This window comes from Chryseobacterium sp. (assembly GCF_022869225.1).
Taxonomy (GTDB): Bacteria; Bacteroidota; Bacteroidia; order Flavobacteriales; family Weeksellaceae; genus Chryseobacterium.
The window spans coordinates 3,139,434-3,157,117 of record NZ_JALIHL010000001.1 but is presented as its reverse complement, the minus strand read 5'-3'; the positions used below and the strand labels follow the sequence as shown (position 1 = coordinate 3,157,117).

General features: G+C 37.5%; 17 protein-coding genes. 2 read left to right on the top strand and 15 right to left on the bottom strand.

The window, feature by feature from the left end:
* Positions 1–65: 65 nt before the first annotated feature.
* Both mqo and MUW56_RS14795 read right to left on the bottom strand, forming a co-directional pair.
* The gene (gene mqo / locus MUW56_RS14800; RefSeq protein ID WP_292013896.1) at positions 66–1,571 is read right to left on the bottom strand and encodes a malate dehydrogenase (quinone); all 1,506 of its coding nucleotides are present in this window, start codon (positions 1,569–1,571) and stop codon (positions 66–68) included.
* Positions 1,572–1,881: 310 nt separating this feature from the next.
* The gene (locus tag MUW56_RS14795) at positions 1,882–2,904 is read right to left on the bottom strand and encodes an NAD(P)H-dependent glycerol-3-phosphate dehydrogenase (protein WP_292013895.1); all 1,023 of its coding nucleotides are present in this window, start codon (positions 2,902–2,904) and stop codon (positions 1,882–1,884) included.
* A gap of 245 nt (positions 2,905–3,149) precedes the next feature.
* Between MUW56_RS14795 and MUW56_RS14790 the strand changes: the two genes are divergently transcribed.
* The gene (locus MUW56_RS14790; RefSeq protein ID WP_292013894.1) at positions 3,150–4,172 is read left to right on the top strand and encodes a M23 family metallopeptidase; all 1,023 of its coding nucleotides are present in this window, start codon (positions 3,150–3,152) and stop codon (positions 4,170–4,172) included.
* 85 nt (positions 4,173–4,257) lie between these two features.
* On the opposite strand, the gene MUW56_RS14785 is transcribed toward MUW56_RS14790, so the two are convergent.
* The 5 genes from MUW56_RS14785 to MUW56_RS14765 all read right to left on the bottom strand — a co-directional run bounded on the left by MUW56_RS14785 (position 4,258) and on the right by MUW56_RS14765 (position 8,175).
* Positions 4,258–5,433, bottom strand: a complete 1,176-nt coding sequence (locus MUW56_RS14785) for an MBL fold metallo-hydrolase (RefSeq protein WP_292013893.1) — start codon at positions 5,431–5,433, stop codon at positions 4,258–4,260.
* Between the two features lie 15 nt (positions 5,434–5,448).
* Positions 5,449–6,102, bottom strand: coding sequence for an NAD(P)-dependent oxidoreductase (locus MUW56_RS14780; protein ID WP_292013892.1), 654 nt, complete (start codon positions 6,100–6,102; stop codon positions 5,449–5,451).
* A gap of 60 nt (positions 6,103–6,162) precedes the next feature.
* On the bottom strand, positions 6,163–6,573 hold the full coding sequence (locus MUW56_RS14775; RefSeq protein WP_292013891.1) for an Rrf2 family transcriptional regulator: 411 nt from the start codon (positions 6,571–6,573) through the stop codon (positions 6,163–6,165).
* Positions 6,574–6,639: 66 nt separating this feature from the next.
* A complete protein-coding gene (locus MUW56_RS14770) occupies positions 6,640–7,590 on the bottom strand; it encodes a hypothetical protein (protein WP_292013890.1) in 951 nt (316 codons plus the stop codon).
* Positions 7,591–7,740: 150 nt separating this feature from the next.
* Positions 7,741–8,175 (bottom strand): FKBP-type peptidyl-prolyl cis-trans isomerase, encoded by a 435-nt coding sequence (locus tag MUW56_RS14765; protein WP_052184755.1) that lies wholly within the window; start codon positions 8,173–8,175, stop codon positions 7,741–7,743.
* Positions 8,176–8,457: 282 nt separating this feature from the next.
* Between MUW56_RS14765 and MUW56_RS14760 the strand changes: the two genes are divergently transcribed.
* On the top strand, positions 8,458–9,459 hold the full coding sequence (locus tag MUW56_RS14760) for a catalase (protein ID WP_292013889.1): 1,002 nt from the start codon (positions 8,458–8,460) through the stop codon (positions 9,457–9,459).
* Positions 9,460–9,645: 186 nt separating this feature from the next.
* Here the strand turns inward: MUW56_RS14760 and MUW56_RS14755 are convergent, their stop codons facing one another.
* The 8 genes from MUW56_RS14755 to MUW56_RS14720 all read right to left on the bottom strand — a co-directional run bounded on the left by MUW56_RS14755 (position 9,646) and on the right by MUW56_RS14720 (position 17,431).
* Complete coding sequence (locus MUW56_RS14755; protein ID WP_292015418.1) at positions 9,646–10,665, bottom strand: TerC/Alx family metal homeostasis membrane protein; 1,020 nt, start codon at positions 10,663–10,665, stop codon at positions 9,646–9,648.
* Between the two features lie 111 nt (positions 10,666–10,776).
* On the bottom strand, positions 10,777–11,385 hold the full coding sequence (locus MUW56_RS14750) for a TerD family protein (RefSeq protein ID WP_292013888.1): 609 nt from the start codon (positions 11,383–11,385) through the stop codon (positions 10,777–10,779).
* Between the two features lie 92 nt (positions 11,386–11,477).
* The gene (locus tag MUW56_RS14745) at positions 11,478–12,425 is read right to left on the bottom strand and encodes a hypothetical protein (RefSeq protein ID WP_292013887.1); all 948 of its coding nucleotides are present in this window, start codon (positions 12,423–12,425) and stop codon (positions 11,478–11,480) included.
* A 15-nt stretch (positions 12,426–12,440) separates the two neighbouring features.
* Positions 12,441–13,610 (bottom strand): toxic anion resistance protein, encoded by a 1,170-nt coding sequence (locus MUW56_RS14740; RefSeq protein ID WP_292013886.1) that lies wholly within the window; start codon positions 13,608–13,610, stop codon positions 12,441–12,443.
* Positions 13,611–13,612: 2 nt separating this feature from the next.
* Entirely contained in the window at positions 13,613–14,170 is a 558-nt protein-coding gene (locus MUW56_RS14735) for a TerD family protein (RefSeq protein ID WP_292013885.1), read from the bottom strand.
* Positions 14,160–14,984 (bottom strand): phosphoribosyltransferase family protein, encoded by an 825-nt coding sequence (locus MUW56_RS14730; protein ID WP_292013884.1) that lies wholly within the window; start codon positions 14,982–14,984, stop codon positions 14,160–14,162. The genes MUW56_RS14735 and MUW56_RS14730 overlap by 11 nt, the downstream gene beginning before the upstream one ends.
* A 6-nt stretch (positions 14,985–14,990) precedes the next feature.
* Entirely contained in the window at positions 14,991–15,659 is a 669-nt protein-coding gene (locus MUW56_RS14725; protein ID WP_292013883.1) for an HAD family hydrolase, read from the bottom strand.
* Positions 15,660–15,892: 233 nt separating this feature from the next.
* Positions 15,893–17,431 carry a SulP family inorganic anion transporter gene (locus tag MUW56_RS14720; RefSeq protein WP_292013882.1) on the bottom strand — a complete coding sequence of 513 codons (1,539 nt, stop codon included), beginning with the start codon at positions 17,429–17,431 and terminating at the stop codon, positions 15,893–15,895.
* Positions 17,432–17,684: the final 253 nt, after the last annotated feature.

Here is a 17,684-nt window from a genome sequence, read left to right as displayed (position 1 = left end):
TTTTTATAAATAATAAATGACGGGCAATGAATAAGTTGAAAATTACTCATTGCCCGTCATGGATGTTAATATTCTAGTTCTAATTTTTCTTTCGTATAATGTCTCACTTCTTCAGTAAGCGCAGGATGTTCTGCTAGTTTTTTGCCATAAGAAGGAACCATTTCAAGCAGTTTTTCTTTCCATTCTCCCTGAAGCTTTTCCGGGAAACATTTTTCAAGGACATTCAGCATGGCGTATACCGCTGTGGAAGCTCCGGGCGAAGCACCCAGCAATGAAGCTATGGTGCCGTCTTTATTGACGACCACTTCAGTTCCAAATTCCAGTTTACCGCCTTCTTTTTCATCCTTTTTAATGATTTGAACCCTCTGCCCTGCAACCTTCAATTCCCAGTCTTCCTCTTTGGCATCTTTTATAAACTCTCTTAAATGCTGCATTCTCTGGGATTTTGTCATAGCTACCTGCTGAATAAGATACTTCGTCAACGGAATATTATGCCACCATGCACCAAATAAAGATTTCAAATTTTTTGTATTCACGCTTTCAGGCAAATCAAGATAGCTTCCTTCTTTCAGGAATTTTGTTGAAAATCCTGCAAAAGGACCGAAAAGAAGCGCTTTTTCTCCATCAATAATTCTAAGATCAAGGTGCGGAACCGACATCGGCGGAGCATCTACCGTGGCCTGTGTGTACACTTTAGCCTGATGTTTTTTCACCAATTCCTGATTATGGCTTACCAACCACTGCCCGGAAACCGGAAAGCCTCCGTACCCTTCACTTTCTTTAATATCTGAACTATCCAGCAACGGAAGTGCGTATCCGCCGGCCCCGATAAATACAAAGTCAGCAACAACTTCCTGCTTGTGATTATGAATTCTGTCTTTTACCTTCATCTCCCACTTCCTGTCTTCTCTTGGATCAATATCTTTTACCTCATGGTATAAGAACACTTCAACATTAGAGTCTTCAAGCAAATGTCTTCCCATTTTTCTTGTCAGTGTTCCAAAGTTTACATCCGTTCCCATATCCATTTTGGTGGCTGCCATTACTTCAGATTTATTTCTTTTGCTCATGACCAAAGGAATCCATTCTCTCAGTTTCTCATGATCTGTAGAAAATTCCATTCCTGAGAAAAGAACAGATTCCTCCATTTTATCATGGCGTTTTTTAAGGTATTCTGCATCTTTTTCACCAAATACCAAGCTCATGTGCGGGCAGGAATTGATAAAATCCTTAGGATCTTTTATATATCCCTTTGTCACCAGGTAAGCCCAAAACTGTTTTGAAATTTCAAATTGTTCAGCAATGCTTTCTGCCTTGGTAATATCAATGGTTCCGTCTGGTTTTTCAGGCGTATAGTTGAGCTCACAAAAAGCGGAGTGACCTGTTCCGGCATTGTTCCATGCTGCTGTACTTTCTTTGGCAAATCTCCCGAGTCTTTCGAAGATGGCAATTTCAAGAGTTGGATCAAATTCATGAAGCAGTGTTGCTAAAGTGACACTCATGATTCCGCCTCCTATCAGTACAACGTCGTATTTAGGTTTCGGTGTTCTGCTTGTAAGCGATTGTGGCATAATTTTAAAATTTTACTTCAAATTTCGGGAAAAGTTTTAAAAAGAGAAACGCGTTTAATGATTTTAACACGTTAATTTTTCATCAAAAAACAGATATGAAATATGCAAGATCATATGATGGAAAGTATCAATTTATATTGATGATTTCATGTATTAAACCAAACAGCCTAAAGATTGCAAGGGCTCTGTTTTTGAATTTCTGTGTTCATTGAAAATATGGATTCATTTACCTCTGATCCGTATAATTTAAAATATAAGCTCCGTCCTATATGGATATGGGACGGAGCTTATGTATCATGTAGAATTACTCTTAATTCAATTTCGCAGTCAGTTTCTTAAACTGTTTTTCAGCATTTTTGCCCTCATAAAGAATAGCATACACCGTTTCTATGATCGGCAGCTTAAGGTTTTTCTGTTTTGCTGTTTTATAAATAGAATCTGCCGCATAATATCCTTCTGCTACCATGTTCATGGACTGGATCGCAGATTTTACGGTATAGCCTTTTCCGATAAGATTTCCTAAGTTTCTGTTTCTTGAGAAAAGTGAATAGGCTGTTACCAAAAGGTCTCCCAAATAAGCACTTTCATTCACATCCCTAGGCGCTTCATAGATCGCTTCAAGGAAAGTTTCCATTTCACGAATGGCGTTGGATACAAAAACAGCTGTAAAATTGTCTCCATATCCCAATCCGCTTGCTATTCCTGCTCCGATGGCAAAAATATTTTTAAGAATCGCACTGTATTCATTTCCTAAAATATCTTTACTGGAATGTACTTTAATAAAATCTGAGTTAAAAATTCCTTCCAGCTTTTCAGATGTTTCATCTTCTGCTGCTGCAATGGTAAGGTAAGAAAGTCTTTCCATTGCCACTTCTTCTGCATGACAAGGGCCAGCAATAACAGCCTGATTCCTGAAACCGATTTTAAATTCATCACGAAGATAATGGGCCACCACATCATTCACTTTAGGAATAATCCCCTTAATAGCAGAGATAAAGATTTTATCTGAATAGTCACAGGTCATTTTTTCCAGGGTATCGGAAAGGTAAATGGACGGTGTTGCCAAGACAATCACATCACAGGCTGAAACCAGTTCATTGATATCGGTTGTCAGTTTTAAACTCTTCAGATTAAAATGAGCCGCTGTAAGATAAGTCGGATTATGGCCACGAAGTTCAATTGCTCCTTTTACAAATTCACTTCTTACACACCAGTGTACCACTTTACAGTTTTCAACAAGCATTTTGACGATAGCGGTTGCAAAACTTCCGCTTCCTACTACCCCTACAGAAATATCCTTTTTATTCTTTTTTGGATGAGAAGATTCTGACATTGTTTTCTTTTTAGCCATAATTGGAATGTGAACTGCAAAGATATTAAAACAAAGACGTAACCTGGGCCTCAAAACCATGATAAAAGCCATTTTCTGAAAAAATTAACACTTCAACACAATTAAACAGCTAATTGAACGTTAAATACAGAAAAAACTGAGTTTTAAATAAAAATAACGCATAAAGGTTATTTTTATTTAAATTTGCAGCTTCAAAAAACCGTTTTAAACTTACTAAGAGAAGAAATATGAAGAAATTTCTAAACAGCAAGAAGAATGTAAACATTCTCCTCGGAGGACTTTTACTGGTAGTTTTTGCACAAGGGGTATTTATTGCCAAGCTATTCTCCGAAAGGGATGATAAAACCTACGAAGTAAATCTAGTAAAAATAAACACTGAAAGAGACAGTGTAGATTACCTAAAAATGAAAACAGATCTTAATCTTGTAGATCAGACTGTTGCTCAACTTAATTCTTTCCTGAAATCCAAAGACATTCCCAATGAAAAACTAATGGTTCTGAGCCAGGACAGCATTTCAAATTCTATTTATCTCGCGAAACAAGCCAACCGTTACAGTCAATATTTAATGGATCTACAGAAAAAACTAATGCAGGTTCCTTTGGGAATGCCTACAGACGGCTATATTTCTTCCAATTTCGGGATCAGAAAAAATCCTATTCCATTTAAGACGGTTTTTGCTTCTGTAAAATCAAGTGCGGCATCAGAATCCAAGCCTGTGGCTGCAGCAGCTCCAAAGCCTGAGGTTAAAGCTGAGCCTGTTGAAAAAATCATTGAGGTTACAGACAGCTATGGAATAAAGAGAGAGATTAAAGTAATGGTAACCCCTAAGGCGGCTCCGGCTCCGGCTGCTGCGGCTTCTACAAAATCTATTGCCGGCAATACAGCTTCTAAAGCAGCACCCGCTGAGAAAAACAACCCGCCTGCTGAAGCTGATCAGATGCAGTTCCACAAAGGACTGGATATCGCTGTAGCTTATGGCTCTGATGTAAGAGCTGCTGCTGCCGGAACAGTTATTTTCTCGGGACAGAAAGGAGGCTACGGAAATTGTGTTATCGTTTCTCATGGAAATGGATTGGCTACTCTTTACGGACATTTATCACAGCTTATTTCCAAAATAAATGATAAAGTAAAAGTAGGTCAGGTAATTGCTAAATCAGGAAACTCCGGACGCTCTACAGGGCCTCACCTTCATTATGAAGTGCACAAAAACAACACTCCGGTCAACCCGAAGCTGTTTATGAACTTATAAAAAGAAAGGCTGCCTCTTATGAGACAGTCTTTTTTCTTAAGAATGGAATCGGCAAGCTGATTCGATGAAGCGATCATTTTCTTTCTTATTTTAAAATCTTAAGACTTCCTTTCGGATGGGTGAATGTACCATCAGGCCCTGCAATATTTGAATACACAATATTTTTATTATAATCCTGAATATGGGTGACATTAAAACCCAGATTAGGCTCATGCCAGTATACCATAAAAATATTTTTAGCGATTTCTACTGCGGTATACTGTACCGTATCCGTACTGTTTTTTGAACTTCCGGCTGTTCCAACGAATGTCATCGTCTTGTTATCTTTAAAATCAAGAAGGAATTTTACCGTTCCAAAATCCACCTCTACTTTCTTTCCGATTGCCGGGAAAGGTGACTTTAAATCCCAGTCCATTGCTCCCAAAAATACCTTAACTCCCATCTCCAATTCCTCTTTGCCTGGAAGATCAGGATATTTTTTCACCATGAAATCTACAATCGCCGGAGAAGTTTTATTTTCTGCTACGGCCTTTTTATAATCTTCAAGATAATTTTTTACAAAATCAAGGGACTGAGGGGAAAGAGACTGTTCTGCAAAATGGGACGGAATGACCTGTGCCGGCTGTAAAGCTTTCATAGCATCAATCTGTCCGATCCAATGATCGATTGCTTTTGCATTTTGAGTATCCGCCATCCAAAGGTGTGAACCTGTAGATACTGAAATTCCTCCGGCCACTGTTTTCAGAGACGGAATCCAAAGAAAGCTGTGAGCCGGATCTTCAGGGTTTTGTCTGATCTCAATTGGATGTCCTTCAAGATCGGGAATGGCCGTTACAGCTTCAGGAACAATAATTTCTGAAGGGGCATCTGCTTTTAACTGCGGTTTCCAAACTGCCATTTTATCGTCTTTCGAAGCAGAGATCAGATAAGCGGTTTGAGCGGTTGAAATGATCTTTACATGAGGAAACGCTTTTTTGATTACGTCCAGCCCAAAATAAAAATCGGGATCACTGTGGGAAATAAAAACTGTTGTCAGGTTTTTACCTGTAGCCTTAATCTCTCTGACCAGCTGTTCGGCATATTGCTTCTGAAACTGGGCATCTACAAGCATAGCATCCTTATCTCCGTAAATAATTGTGGAAGTCACTGCAAAAATGGCTTTCGATCCCGGGTTATAAACTTTTAGTTTTAAGTTTCCTGCCCATACAATACTCATGAAACCAAGGATTGCAGCCAATGATAATAATTTCTTTTTTAACATTTTGTTCTTTTTTAGTTAGTAAGCCGCTGTAAAACGTTCACGGATGTGGTTGTTCTGCTCTAGTTCATCCACTAAGGCTACTGCTACATCTTCTACAGAAAGACGGCTTCTTCCGTTTTCATCGAACACCGGAGTTTCTAATGATGTTCTGTATTTTCCCGTTCTAGATCCTACATTGGCCTGATTCATTTCTATAGCAGGGCTGAAGAAAGTCCAGTCTAGGGTATTGTTATTTTTGATCTTATTTAAATAATCCCTCGCTGCTGTTGCTCCAGGTTTGTAAGCTTCCGGGAAATCAGGAGTATCCACAATCTGAATATGATCAGGAGTATATAAGCTTCCTGCTCCTCCCACTACGATAAGTCTTTTCACACCTGCCTGCTCTACTGCTTTTTCAATATTTTCAGAACCGTTCAGAAAATCGTTGTACAAATTTGGATTAGTCCATCCCGCATTAAAAGCACTGATAACTGCATCGCTTCCTTGTAAAGCGTTTGCCAATTCTTCCACATTGTTTACATCTACGCTTTTAGCGGTTACATTCTCTTGTGTTTTTACCTTCGAAGCATCTCTCACCAAAGCTTCCACAGCGTATCCTCTGTCAGCTAATTCTGTTACGATATGCGCTCCTACAAATCCGGTTGCACCGATTACTGCTACTTTTTTCATAATGTTTTATTTTTAAAATTAAATTGTAATAAGTTTTGTTACATTTATAGTTAAAAAATTTTATTCGAACTGATCTGCAAATTTCTGCAATGATTTATCGCCTAAAAAGCTAACTACCAATTGATCTGTTTCTTCAAATAACGTATTTAAATGAATATTGATTTCTTTTCCTACACTGCAAGCCGGGTTGGGATTTTGGTTTTTCTTTCCTAATACCTCCGTATTCTTTACGGCCCGGTAGATCTCAGAAATCGTGATTATTTCAGCATTTTTTGCAAGCTGGCTTCCTCCTTCCTTTCCTTGTCTGCTGGTGATCAGACCTGCCTCTCTCAGCACGCTGATCTCCTTTCGGACAATCACCGGGTTTACATTGATACTACCGGCAATCCAATCAGAAGTGAGCCACTCCTGAGGACTTTTTGCCAATAATGTCATTATATGTACTGCCGTAGCAAATCTTGTATTATTCATTGTAATTACATGGCAAAGGTACACAATTTTTTAAATGTAACAAATTTTATTACAGTTAATTTTTTCTTAAAGGATCAATTTATCCAGATCCAGCAGCAAATAATTGATATTCTGATTAATGGTTCTTGTAGCCGATTGCATCTGATTGAGCATTGCAGCCCTGTTGTGAAGATCATCTGCCCTGTAGAAGCCTCCATCACTGAAAATGACGGATTGGTCTGCATCTGCTTTATTATCATCAAACTGGTAATGCAGCCATCTTTCTTTCATATTGCCGATAATGGAACGCTCTTCTCTGTTTGAAAACTTTTTCTCTGTATACATATACCAGATAAATGGTGGGAAATTAGGGGATTCCAGTTTTTCTCTCCAGATATCTCTCAGCAGATTTCTCTGATGGATAAACTCTACTTTTTTGCCTTTCGGATTCAGGGTTGCCAAACCAAATCCTGCTCCCAAAACCCCTCCGCTGATGTCAATTGCATTACTCCAGCCCTGATCTTTTACAATTCCCCCGGCAATAGATGCAGCTGCTCCTGCTACGATTGAATATAAGATGAGCTTATTATTTCTGGATGCATTAAGATTATCTACATAATTTCCGATCTGTGCTACCCGCTCTCCTTCACAGTCGAATTCTGCCGCTACAGCATCCAATTCTGTCAGTGCTATGGTGATCTTGCTGTTGATCTTTGTTTTCAGCTGCAATACTTTGACCTGGGAGGCAATGGATGAATCTTTTTTAAGCTCCATGATGTCGTGTACCTCATCCAGATTGTCCAGAGCATTAAGGATCAGGATACTCTGATCAGAAAATATTTCCTTCAATTCTTTATTCGCTGCCAGTATGGAATCTGAATTATAAGACGGGAGTTTGTTCGTGTAATTATACTTGAAAGGTGCCTTGCAATAACTGTCCTTCAGCGTAAGGATATTTTGTTGAATAACCTGATTTTTCCTGGAAATACAGGAAGCAAGCAAACCCAGAACAATAAAAAGGTAAACTATTTTTTTCATTCCAACTTATTTTGTGCAGTAGCAGTCATGGCAAAATGATTGATATACAAACAATCAAGCTTTTCCATGAATATTCATCTATACGAATATAAAACAAATAAAAAAATTTACCTGAATTCAGGTAAATTTTTAATCTATTTTTAAGTTGGATTATTTAATATCCAGTAATTCAACTTCAAAAACAAGCGTAGAGTTCGGGCCGATTTCTTTGCTGATCTCCTGATCTCCATAGGCCAGATGCGGTGGAATGATCAGTCTCCATTTGCTTCCTACAGGCATCAGCTGAAGTGCTTCTGTCCATCCTGAAATCACTCTGTTTAAAGGAAAAGACGCTGGTGTACCTCTTTTCACAGAGCTATCGAAAACTTTACCGGAAATGGTCGTTCCATGGTAATGGCATTTTACAGTAGACTTCGGACCCGGTTTTTGACCGTCTCCCTCTGTAATGATCTCATACTGTAAGCCGCTTGGCAATTGCACTACACTTTCTCTCTTACCATACTCTTCCATGTATTCCTTACCATCTTTAAGGTTTTTTTCCGCCAGTTCCTTTTTACGTTTAAATAACATGTCTGCTACTCCCATAACTTAATTTTTTTGCAAAGATAGGATTTTTAGAGTGGGAAAATGGAAGATAAAAGCAGGAAGCCCTTATTAAACCGCTTAAATATATAGGCATAGACAATAAAACAAGAACTGATAGATCTTGATTATCAAATATTTAAAAAACACAGACGTTGAACCACGCTCCTTTACCAGCTTCAGTCTTCCCGCATCCGGCTTCCCTCCTATTAAAATTCAAACATATATAATACTCCGTTAACACAGATTTAAAAACTTGGCGTTATAATTGAATTTAAAAACTAAATGCCAAATCCATTAAAATATAATAAGAAATTCGACGAACTTAACGAAGAGGAGAAAAAACTTCTTGAAATCAATAAAAAAACCATTGCAGATTTTGTTGAACAGTCTCCTGCCATAAGTGACGTCAATTATGCTACCCGAAATGCTCATGCTAAAACCTATGGCATAGCAAAAGGTACATTCTGGGTAGATCCGGATATTCCTGAAGCGCTTCAGCCTTTTTTTGACAAAGAAAAATTTGATCTGACCATCAGGTTTTCCAATGCACAGCTTAAAATTAAAAACTCCAAAAGAGATATTCCCGCTTATGGATTTGCTGTTCAGATTAAAGATGAAAACGGCGGATTGCTGGCAAATTATCCATTGGTGAATTTTCCTTTATTTCCTATCAACTCTGTTTCCACCTTTTTGAAATTGTTTACCGCCATAAACCAGTCGTATAACAAAAAATGGAGCAGTTTCTTTTCTTTAGCCGCTCAGCTGATTAAAACAATTCCTTCCATTCTGACAGGATCTTTTATAAAGAATACCCTCAAACTGATCGGTAAGAAAAATGATTTCATTTTATCCTTTAATTATCATTCAGTAGGAGCATACCGCCTTGGAGATCACATGATCAAAATAAAAATAAGTCCCAAGTCAATAGATAAAACGACCGGTAGGAAACAAAAAATAAAAGAAGCCTTAAAAAATTACTTTCAGAACCATGATTTTACAGCTGATGTTTTAATCCAAATCTGTTACGATTTAAAAGACCAGCCCATCAACAAACTGAATGTTGAATGGAAAAACTCTCCTTTTATTAAGATAGGCGAGATCAAAATAAATAAGGGATCCCTGCTTGATTCACAAACCTGTACCAATGAACTGCTTTCATTCAATCCTTTTGAAAGCAAACTTATTTTTCAGCCTGTCGGAAAAATACAAAAGCTTCGTGATGAGGCTTACAAAGTGTCTGTACAGACGAGACGGAAAATCAATAAGCTTTTACATGGAAAATGAGCTTAAAAATGATGAATTATAAATTAGCGTAATCCCTGTTTTTTTTAAAAATGTTGATTCCTATTAAATATACAAAAGACTGTTGTTATAACAGCAGAACTATATTTATCCTCTTTGCCCTTTCCAACAAAACAAAAAAAGCCTCCAGAATTATAATCCAGAGGCTTTTGATATATTTAAAATATTTTATTTTTCTTCTAATTCTTCTTTCTTCTCTTCTTCTTTTTCAGGGAAGATGATAGATAAAAGAACAGAGATCACCAATACTCCTCCTACGATTCCCAGCGAAACCGGAGACGAAATATGATACCATGGTGCTATAAGCATTTTAACTCCGATAAATGAAAGGATAATTGCCAATCCATAGGGAAGTTTGCTGAACATATGAATAAAGTTCGCCAGCAGGAAATACAATGATCTTAGACCTAAAATAGCAAAGATATTCGATGTATAAAGGATAAAAGGATCATCTGAGATGGCAAAGATTGCGGGAATAGAATCTACTGCGAAAAGAACGTCGGTAAATTCGATAACACCCACCACTACCAAAAGAGGTGTTGCCATTTTAATTCCATTCTGAATAGTGAAGAATTTATCTCCGTCATAGTTATCAGAGACTTTCCAGAAACTCTTGATCAATTTGGCTCCGGCTGTATTGCTATAGTCTTCATCGTCATCATCATCACCATCTCCCCAGGACTTAATTCCTGCATATACAAGGAACAGTCCGAAAAGAGTCATTACAATATTGATATTCACTGCTTTTCCAAAAATATTCATTTCAGGAAGGTAAGTAAGATTGATCAGCCCGACTCCGGCAAAAATAAATATCGCCCTGAAGATCAATGCTCCAATGATTCCCCAGAAAAGAACTTTATGATGAAGGAATTTCGGAACTTTAAAAAATCCGAAAACAAGGATAAACACGAACAAGTTATCTACAGAAAGTGCTTTTTCGATCCAATAGGCCGCCTGGTACTGGGTAAATTTTTCTACTGCCAGTGCATGACTTTCAGGGGATCCATCTGTATTGAATGCCCAATATACCACTCCTGAAAAAACCATGGACAGTGAAATCCAAACGACGGTCCAGATCGTAGCTTCTTTGGATGAAACTTCGTGACTTTTTTTGTTGAATACTCCTAAATCCAGAAGCAGCATGATAACAACCGTTATCGCAAATCCCCACACCAAGCCTGGGTGCATATCTAAAATACTATGTTTTTCCACTTGATTTATATGTTATTATATGATAAAAGCAATAAGTGTACAAGGTACAAATATTGCTATTTTATTCATTAGTTGATTGATAATTGGTTATAAGTAATTCATCTGCACGGTCTGAATCGTCTGCTCCAGCTTTTTGTCTGCGGTAGGATCCCCGATAGCATTGAATTTCCATTCTCCGTTTCTCTTATAAAAAACTCCCATTACCATGGCCACATGACCACTGAAAGAGGCATCATTGGCGATATCATATTTGGCGAAAACCTCTCTTACATTGGTAGGGCTTCCTTCGTAGATACGGATAGAAGCAAAAGGAATCGTTCCGAAATCCTGGCCTCTATAGCTGTTCAAAACCATGGCCACATGCTCCACGTTAGGTTCCAACTGGCTGAAATCTACTGTAATCACTTCATTATCCAACCCGTCATCCCCGTCTACATCCCCTGTAAGGTCATCTCCGCTGTGTCTTACAGATCCGTTTTTTGATTTCAGGTTTCCGAAGTAGATCACTTCAGTAACGTTTTTATTCGAGTCGTATAAAATACAGCTTCCGTCTAAGTCTACTGCTTCTTTTTTAGTTCCGAAAAATCCTTTCTTTTCAATTGCTCCCCAGTTGATTCCAACACAAGCTTGGGAAAGCTCAGCTCCGTTTTCTTTTTTAAGGTTGATTCTTTGACCTTTTTGTAAGTTGATAGCCATCTTGTTATGTTTAGTTGTTATTTGTAAAAAGGCTAAACTGCAAAAGAGCGAAAAGGCATATTTGCGATTTTACTGTTTTGCGATTTGCTTTCTCATTGATTGTTTAAATTCAAATTAAGCATTGCGCGCAGAATATTCGTTTCTTCATCAAAATCAAATATTTTGCTCATAATATCTATATTTTCCAGGTTTTTAATATAATCCTTCAGAACGCTTTCCACCTCTGCAGGCAACGTACGTTTTCTCTCATTCATACTGTTTTCAAGTTGTTCATTTTTCCTTTTCAGCTGCTCAATAATACTACTCTGGTTCGACTGATTTTCGGAAATATCAAGTGTACCCAGCTCATGATCAAAAAGATACAGTTTCCTTTCATCTATACTGAAAATAAAGTAATCATCAGACTGAAAGATCTTGAAAAGTTCATATTCATGAGTTCCGATGAGGTACCCACAGACAAAACGGACTTTAAATCCCTGTATATTAAGCCTTCCCAATAATTTCCTTTCAATGGAATAATCCCGATACTGATATGCAGGAAAGGAACCGGATTTCAACAGAGATTCATCTGCTTCTGTTCTATAAAATTCCTGAGCATATTTTTTATGAAAATACAGTACATTATCCCAGTTGGCCGTAAAAATGTCTCCTGTGAGGTCCTTATACAGAGTTTTCAGATGTTGGGAAAATATACCGCTGTACATTTTCCGGTCGGTCTGAAAGCTGTCTCCCTGTCTTTCTTCAAAACCTGAAATATATTTTTTGTTAATATCAATTTCGTTAATGACAGCCAGCATATCATTTTCTTTCTGACGTTTTATTTTGGTCAGCAATTCTATGAGGCTGTCGGTATACTGCAGGTGAAAAAGCTCCAGTTTATTGTAATCTAAAGCCGTATTTTCCTGGAACAGATTGTGAATAATATCCGTTTTAATGTAAATAGATATAATATCAATATGTTCATAAAAATTAGCAAGAAGCTTAAGTTTTGTTATTCTTCTTTTGCTTTGTGACAATATGGTTGCTGCATCCTCCCCCACCTTGATACCTATAAATTAACCTCTGACATTAGCTTTTAATTCATGCTCCAGTGTCTGTAGATCCTGATCCAGTTTTCTTCTGTTATCAGCTCCCTGTTTTTGGATTTGTTTCACTTCATTCAGGGTGTTGATCAGCATTGAAGTTGTTTCTCTCAATGTTTCTACCGATACGATAGTCTGTTCATTGGCTCTGGCCACATTCACTGAATTCTGGCCCAGGCGCTCTGCATTCTTTCTTAAAATCTCTTCTGTCGTGGAAGAAACTTTCTGCTGGATTTCAATATTCTGCTGCTGTCTGTACATTGCCACAGCAAGTGAAAGCTGGTTTTTCCACACCGGAAGCGTCGTGGTCAGAATCGTCTGTGCTTTTTCAGCAATGGAGACGTTGTTATTCTGTACCAGTCTGATCTGTGGAAGAGACTGCATCATAATGATACGCACGACTTTAAGATCAGCCATTCTTCTGTCTAATCTTGCGATAAAATCTCTCTTATCTGCAATCTGGTAGTCCTGGAAATTCTGAGGATTTGCTTCCATCTGGGCAAGCTCAACGGCTGCTCTTTCCATTCTTATATTTCCGGCAATCACAAGCTCTTCGATTTGCTTAATGGAATTCACATTACTCTCAAAAATAGTCTGCAAAACCGCATTATCTTTGGTAGAAGTAATGATTCCTGCATTTACTTTATAAGAGATCTGCTCAATATTGTTGATGATCTTATCATATTTTGCAAATAAGTTTTCCACCTGAGTCATTACCTTCTTCATAAATGGTAATTTGCTCAGGAAGCTTTTTACTTTATTTCCATTGAGCTCTTCTACGTCTACATAGTTAAGCTCTACCAAAAGATCATTGATAAGCCCTCCTACTTCTCCGGAGTTTGATCTTCTCACATTTCCTAAGAAGCTGTCACTCTGATTCGTTAATGTTTTCTGAAGTTCCGCACCAAAATTTACAATTGATCCCGGGTTGGCTTCATCAATAGAATTCGCGAGAACCTCATATTTCTGGCGTTCTTCCGACGGTAGCTGAGTCAGATTTACATTTCCATCTCTATCCACAAGAACCGCCGGCGCTGTATTTTGAACAGGCTGACCCGGAGGAGCCATCGGAGTAGGTTCAAATGTTTTAAGGGGTTCAATTGACCCAAGTGGATCTATTGGCTGATTTTCTTGATTATCCATGATTATTTCTGATAAATTGATACAAATTTCTCAAGGCCTTCTCTTTGTCCTGCTCCTACAGCCTCAAATTTCCATTCTCCGTTCCTGTTATAGATTCTTCCGAATTCTACTGCCGTTTCGATTGAGAAGTCTTCGTCTAATTCATATTTTAAGATCTCCTCATTCGTATCGGTGTTAAAAATTCTGATGAAAGAATTTCTTACCTGCCCGAAGTTCTGCTTTCTTGCATCTGCTTCGTGAATGGTTACCACTACTGTAATTTCTTTTATAGCAGAATCAATTTTCGTAAGATCGATCTTGATCTGCTCATCGTCACCGGCCCCTTCTCCTGTAAGGTTATCTCCTGTATGAATCACTGATTTATCCGGAGATTCCAGGTTGTTATAGAAAATAAAGTGGTTATCTGAAACTAATTTTTTGTCGTCACCCAATAAAAATAAAGAAGCATCCAGATCGAATGCCGTTCCTGTAGAAGTATTATTGATATCCCATCCTAAACCTACAGTAAATTTAGGTGCGTTAATGTTTTCTCTTTGTCCTTTTTGTAAGTTAATAGCCATAATATAATTCCGTTTGTGTTAAAGTATTGATGTTATTTTTATATTCTTTTATTAAATGATAATTGTTACTGATGGCAAGTTCCAACAGGAGATCCATCTGTTCTCTTTTTACTTTAGACGTAAGATAATCAAAATTACTTGAATCCAGGCCTAAAATATACTTCACGATCCGGGTATTGAACTCAAAACTCTGTTTCTCCATTACTTCTGCGACATGTTTTACATTCTTTACAGCGTAATAATTGAAAAAGTTTTCAATCTTCGGATCAAGATCAAAATTCATCAGTTCCGCATAATACAGGAACGTAAAATCTGCCTCCACATCATATTCATCCAGGATTCTGTTGACGGTATACTCATGGCTTCCCGTTATTTTTATATCGTCTATAAAAATACAAAGTTTTCCTTTTAAAAAATCTTTATCAATATAATAAGTGTCATTGGCAATCAGATTCTTACGATCTTCAAAATTAAGATTCCCATAATCTGTAATATAGGTATGGTTTCTATTGATTTTGGATAGGATGCTTGATTTTTTTCCTTTTTGAAACAGATAAAAATCCAGATGCTTTTTAAAGAAAAAACACAGGAAATTGGAAGCTGTAGGAATAGCCATGTAAGGGCTTGGAAGAACTACAATTTCTTTATCCATATTGAAAAGTTCTTCATTTTCGGAAATAAATCCTTCAAATAATTCTTTTGCGAATTTTTCAGCATACGACTTATCGCCATACTTGAAATAACTGTATTCTGTAGGTGAGAAGGTAAACTCATCCGCTGAATGAATGTGGTGTAAGCTGTATCTTCTTTTCATGTTTATTTAGTATTTAAGTAAATGTGCACTGAAACCGAAGTCTTTTGCTCCCTGATAATCTGCCACCGGGTTGTCTCCGATATGTAAAATCTGATGTAAAGACAAATCCTGATCTTTGATATTATTCTTCACTTCCTGGAAAATAAGAGGATTGGGTTTGGAACAATTCATTTCATCGGAATAGACATGAAAATCTATATACTGATCCAGATTTTCATGGATCAGAAATTTTCTCATCGTTGTTCCTTTGATAAATCCTGTGTTGCTTAGAATATTGATTGTTTTCCCCTGGTTTTTGATATGATCAAAAAAATCATGGATATTTTTAAAAATAATCACCGGCTTATATTCTAAAAACAGCTCTTCGCTTTTTACATAAAACTCCTTTAACTTTTCATTATGTAAAAGCTTTATATCTACACCCAGCGAACCTAAGATCATCAGATAGATCTCAAAAGTATCTATATTTCCGCCCGTCACTTCATTGATGGTATTGCAGAGGTCATCATAATATTTTACTCTTCCTGCAACTTCTTCAATCGGTTTATCCACATTAAAAAATGAGGAGAACAGCTCAACTCTTTTTGTTTTAAATTCAGGATGAGATTTGATTAAGGTGAGCCACAGGTCAAAGGAAAAATGACAGTGGTTATGAATGTCGATATCTGTTTTCAAGATGTTATAAGTTAAAAGTTTTATTTAGCTTTAATTTGAAAAAGATTTAAATTCTCTTGATCATCAACAAGTGTTTAGTTTGTATTCCTCCCAAAGATAGAATTTTTATCAGAAATGCATACCTTTAGTTCCCTGTTTTAAGATATTTTATGATTTAAAGTAAGAAAACAGAAACAAGGACTGTATCTTTTTACGGTCCTTGTCTCAAATCTCTGTATCTCTTGTCTTTATTCCTATTTTTCCGGCATCACTTTATATGTAGGGTCTTCCTGAATATTAATTTCCACTACCGCTTCCGCATTTTTCAGCATTTTCCGGCAGTCTTCGCTGAGATGGCGAAGATATAGTGTTTTGCTGTGCTGCTTATACCGTTTTGACAGTTTATCCAACGCATCAATGGCACTCATATCCACGATCCGGCTTTCTTTGAAATCTACAACCACCTCTTCCGGATCGTCCATAGGATCAAATTTATCTGTAAATGCCGTTACCGAACCGAAAAATAGCGGACCATAGATTTCATAGTGTTTAATGCCATGTTCATCGGTATGTTTTCTTGCCCGTATCCTTTTGGCATTATCCCAGGCAAAAACCAGCGCAGAGATGATCACTCCTACCAATACCGCCAAGGCAAGATTATGTAAAACCACCGTTATCAGGGCGACCATAATTCCCACAAAAATATCAGACCTCGGCATTTTGTTCACAATTCTGATAGAAACCCACTGAAAGGTACTTATGGCAACCATCATCATGACTCCTACCAATGCCGCCATCGGAATCTTTTCAATAATAGGAGCGCCAAACAGGATGATCATCAGAATCATCAGGGAAGCTATCATTCCCGATAGGCGGGCTCTTGAACCGGCATTAAGATTTACCAGGGTCTGTGCTACCATGGCACACCCTCCCATTCCGCCAAAAAATCCATTGGCAATATTGGCCAATCCTTGCGCCACCGATTCTTTATTGGCATTTCCTTTTGAATTGGTGATCTCATCCACCATAGACAGCGTTAAAAGCGACTCGATCAACCCTACACCCGCCATTACCAAAGCATACGGGAAAATGATCTGCAGGGTTTCCATGGAAAAAGGAAGCTCCGGGATATGAAAACTTGGAAGATTTCCGCTGATATGAGCAATATCTGCTACTGTTTTCGTCTGAATATTGAAACCCAAAACGACAGCAAATACTACTATAATAGCTATTAAAGAAGCGGGAACTGCTTTGGTGATCTTTGGAAAAAAGTATACTACCGCAATGGTTAAGGCAGTTAATCCTCCCATACTATATAAAGGAAGCCCCTGGAGCCAGTGTACGGCTCCATTGCGATCTGTCACTTTAAACTGTTCTATCTGTGCCATAAAAATAATAATAGCCAAACCATTCAGGAACCCATACATAACCGGCTGAGGAATGAGCCGAACAAATTTGCCCAGCTTACATATTCCCACAAGCATCTGAAAAATTCCGGCAAGGACTACGGTAGCAAAAAGATATTCTATTCCGTGAAATTTGATCAAAGCTATCAGAACAACAATTGTGGCTCCGGCTCCTCCCGAGACCATTCCCGGACGCCCACCCAACACAGCGGTTACAAATCCCATTATACAGGCTGCATAAAGCCCTGTAAGAGGCGAAAGCCCTGCCAGAATAGCAAATGAAAGCGATTCAGGAATCATGGTCATGGCTACGGTAAAACCTGCCAACAGTTCATTTTTATAATTTATTTTCTTCGAAAAGTCGAATAAGCTTATAGTATTTTTCATTGATCTGCAAAGGTATGTACTTGATCTCTGAGATACAATTTTTTATTTTTAACCTTGATTATATATATTTAAAATAATTCACACATCTGCTTAAATAATGTGTTAATTTTAATTAAAAATGAGCATATAAATAATTTTTTTATATTTCTTAACACCCTTACTTCTATTTTTTGTTTAAATTTGAAACTCATTAAGCGGATTATTTGTTATTATTTAAAAATTTTAACACCTAACCTACTGGTTATGATCATTG

What these genes read in the sequence shown, in the direction of transcription:
- MUW56_RS14730 (WP_292013884.1), bottom strand. Translation starts at nt 14,984, where the DNA reads ATGAAAAGAAGATACAGCTTACACCACATTCATTCAGCGGATGAGTTT.
- MUW56_RS14750 (WP_292013888.1), bottom strand. Translation starts at nt 11,385, where the DNA reads ATGGCTATCAACTTACAAAAAGGTCAAAGAATCAACCTTAAAAAAGAA.
- MUW56_RS14770 (WP_292013890.1), bottom strand. Translation starts at nt 7,590, where the DNA reads ATGAAAAAAATAGTTTACCTTTTTATTGTTCTGGGTTTGCTTGCTTCC.
- MUW56_RS14795 (WP_292013895.1), bottom strand. Translation starts at nt 2,904, where the DNA reads ATGTCAGAATCTTCTCATCCAAAAAAGAATAAAAAGGATATTTCTGTA.
- MUW56_RS14790 (WP_292013894.1), top strand. Translation starts at nt 3,150, where the DNA reads ATGAAGAAATTTCTAAACAGCAAGAAGAATGTAAACATTCTCCTCGGA.
- MUW56_RS14740 (WP_292013886.1), bottom strand. Translation starts at nt 13,610, where the DNA reads ATGGATAATCAAGAAAATCAGCCAATAGATCCACTTGGGTCAATTGAA.
- MUW56_RS14720 (WP_292013882.1), bottom strand. Translation starts at nt 17,431, where the DNA reads ATGAAAAATACTATAAGCTTATTCGACTTTTCGAAGAAAATAAATTAT.
- MUW56_RS14785 (WP_292013893.1), bottom strand. Translation starts at nt 5,433, where the DNA reads ATGTTAAAAAAGAAATTATTATCATTGGCTGCAATCCTTGGTTTCATG.
- MUW56_RS14780 (WP_292013892.1), bottom strand. Translation starts at nt 6,102, where the DNA reads ATGAAAAAAGTAGCAGTAATCGGTGCAACCGGATTTGTAGGAGCGCAT.
- MUW56_RS14775 (WP_292013891.1), bottom strand. Translation starts at nt 6,573, where the DNA reads ATGAATAATACAAGATTTGCTACGGCAGTACATATAATGACATTATTG.
- mqo (WP_292013896.1), bottom strand. Translation starts at nt 1,571, where the DNA reads ATGCCACAATCGCTTACAAGCAGAACACCGAAACCTAAATACGACGTT.
- MUW56_RS14765 (WP_052184755.1), bottom strand. Translation starts at nt 8,175, where the DNA reads ATGGGAGTAGCAGACATGTTATTTAAACGTAAAAAGGAACTGGCGGAA.
- MUW56_RS14760 (WP_292013889.1), top strand. Translation starts at nt 8,458, where the DNA reads ATGCCAAATCCATTAAAATATAATAAGAAATTCGACGAACTTAACGAA.
- MUW56_RS14735 (WP_292013885.1), bottom strand. Translation starts at nt 14,170, where the DNA reads ATGGCTATTAACTTACAAAAAGGACAAAGAGAAAACATTAACGCACCT.
- MUW56_RS14755 (WP_292015418.1), bottom strand. Translation starts at nt 10,665, where the DNA reads ATGCACCCAGGCTTGGTGTGGGGATTTGCGATAACGGTTGTTATCATG.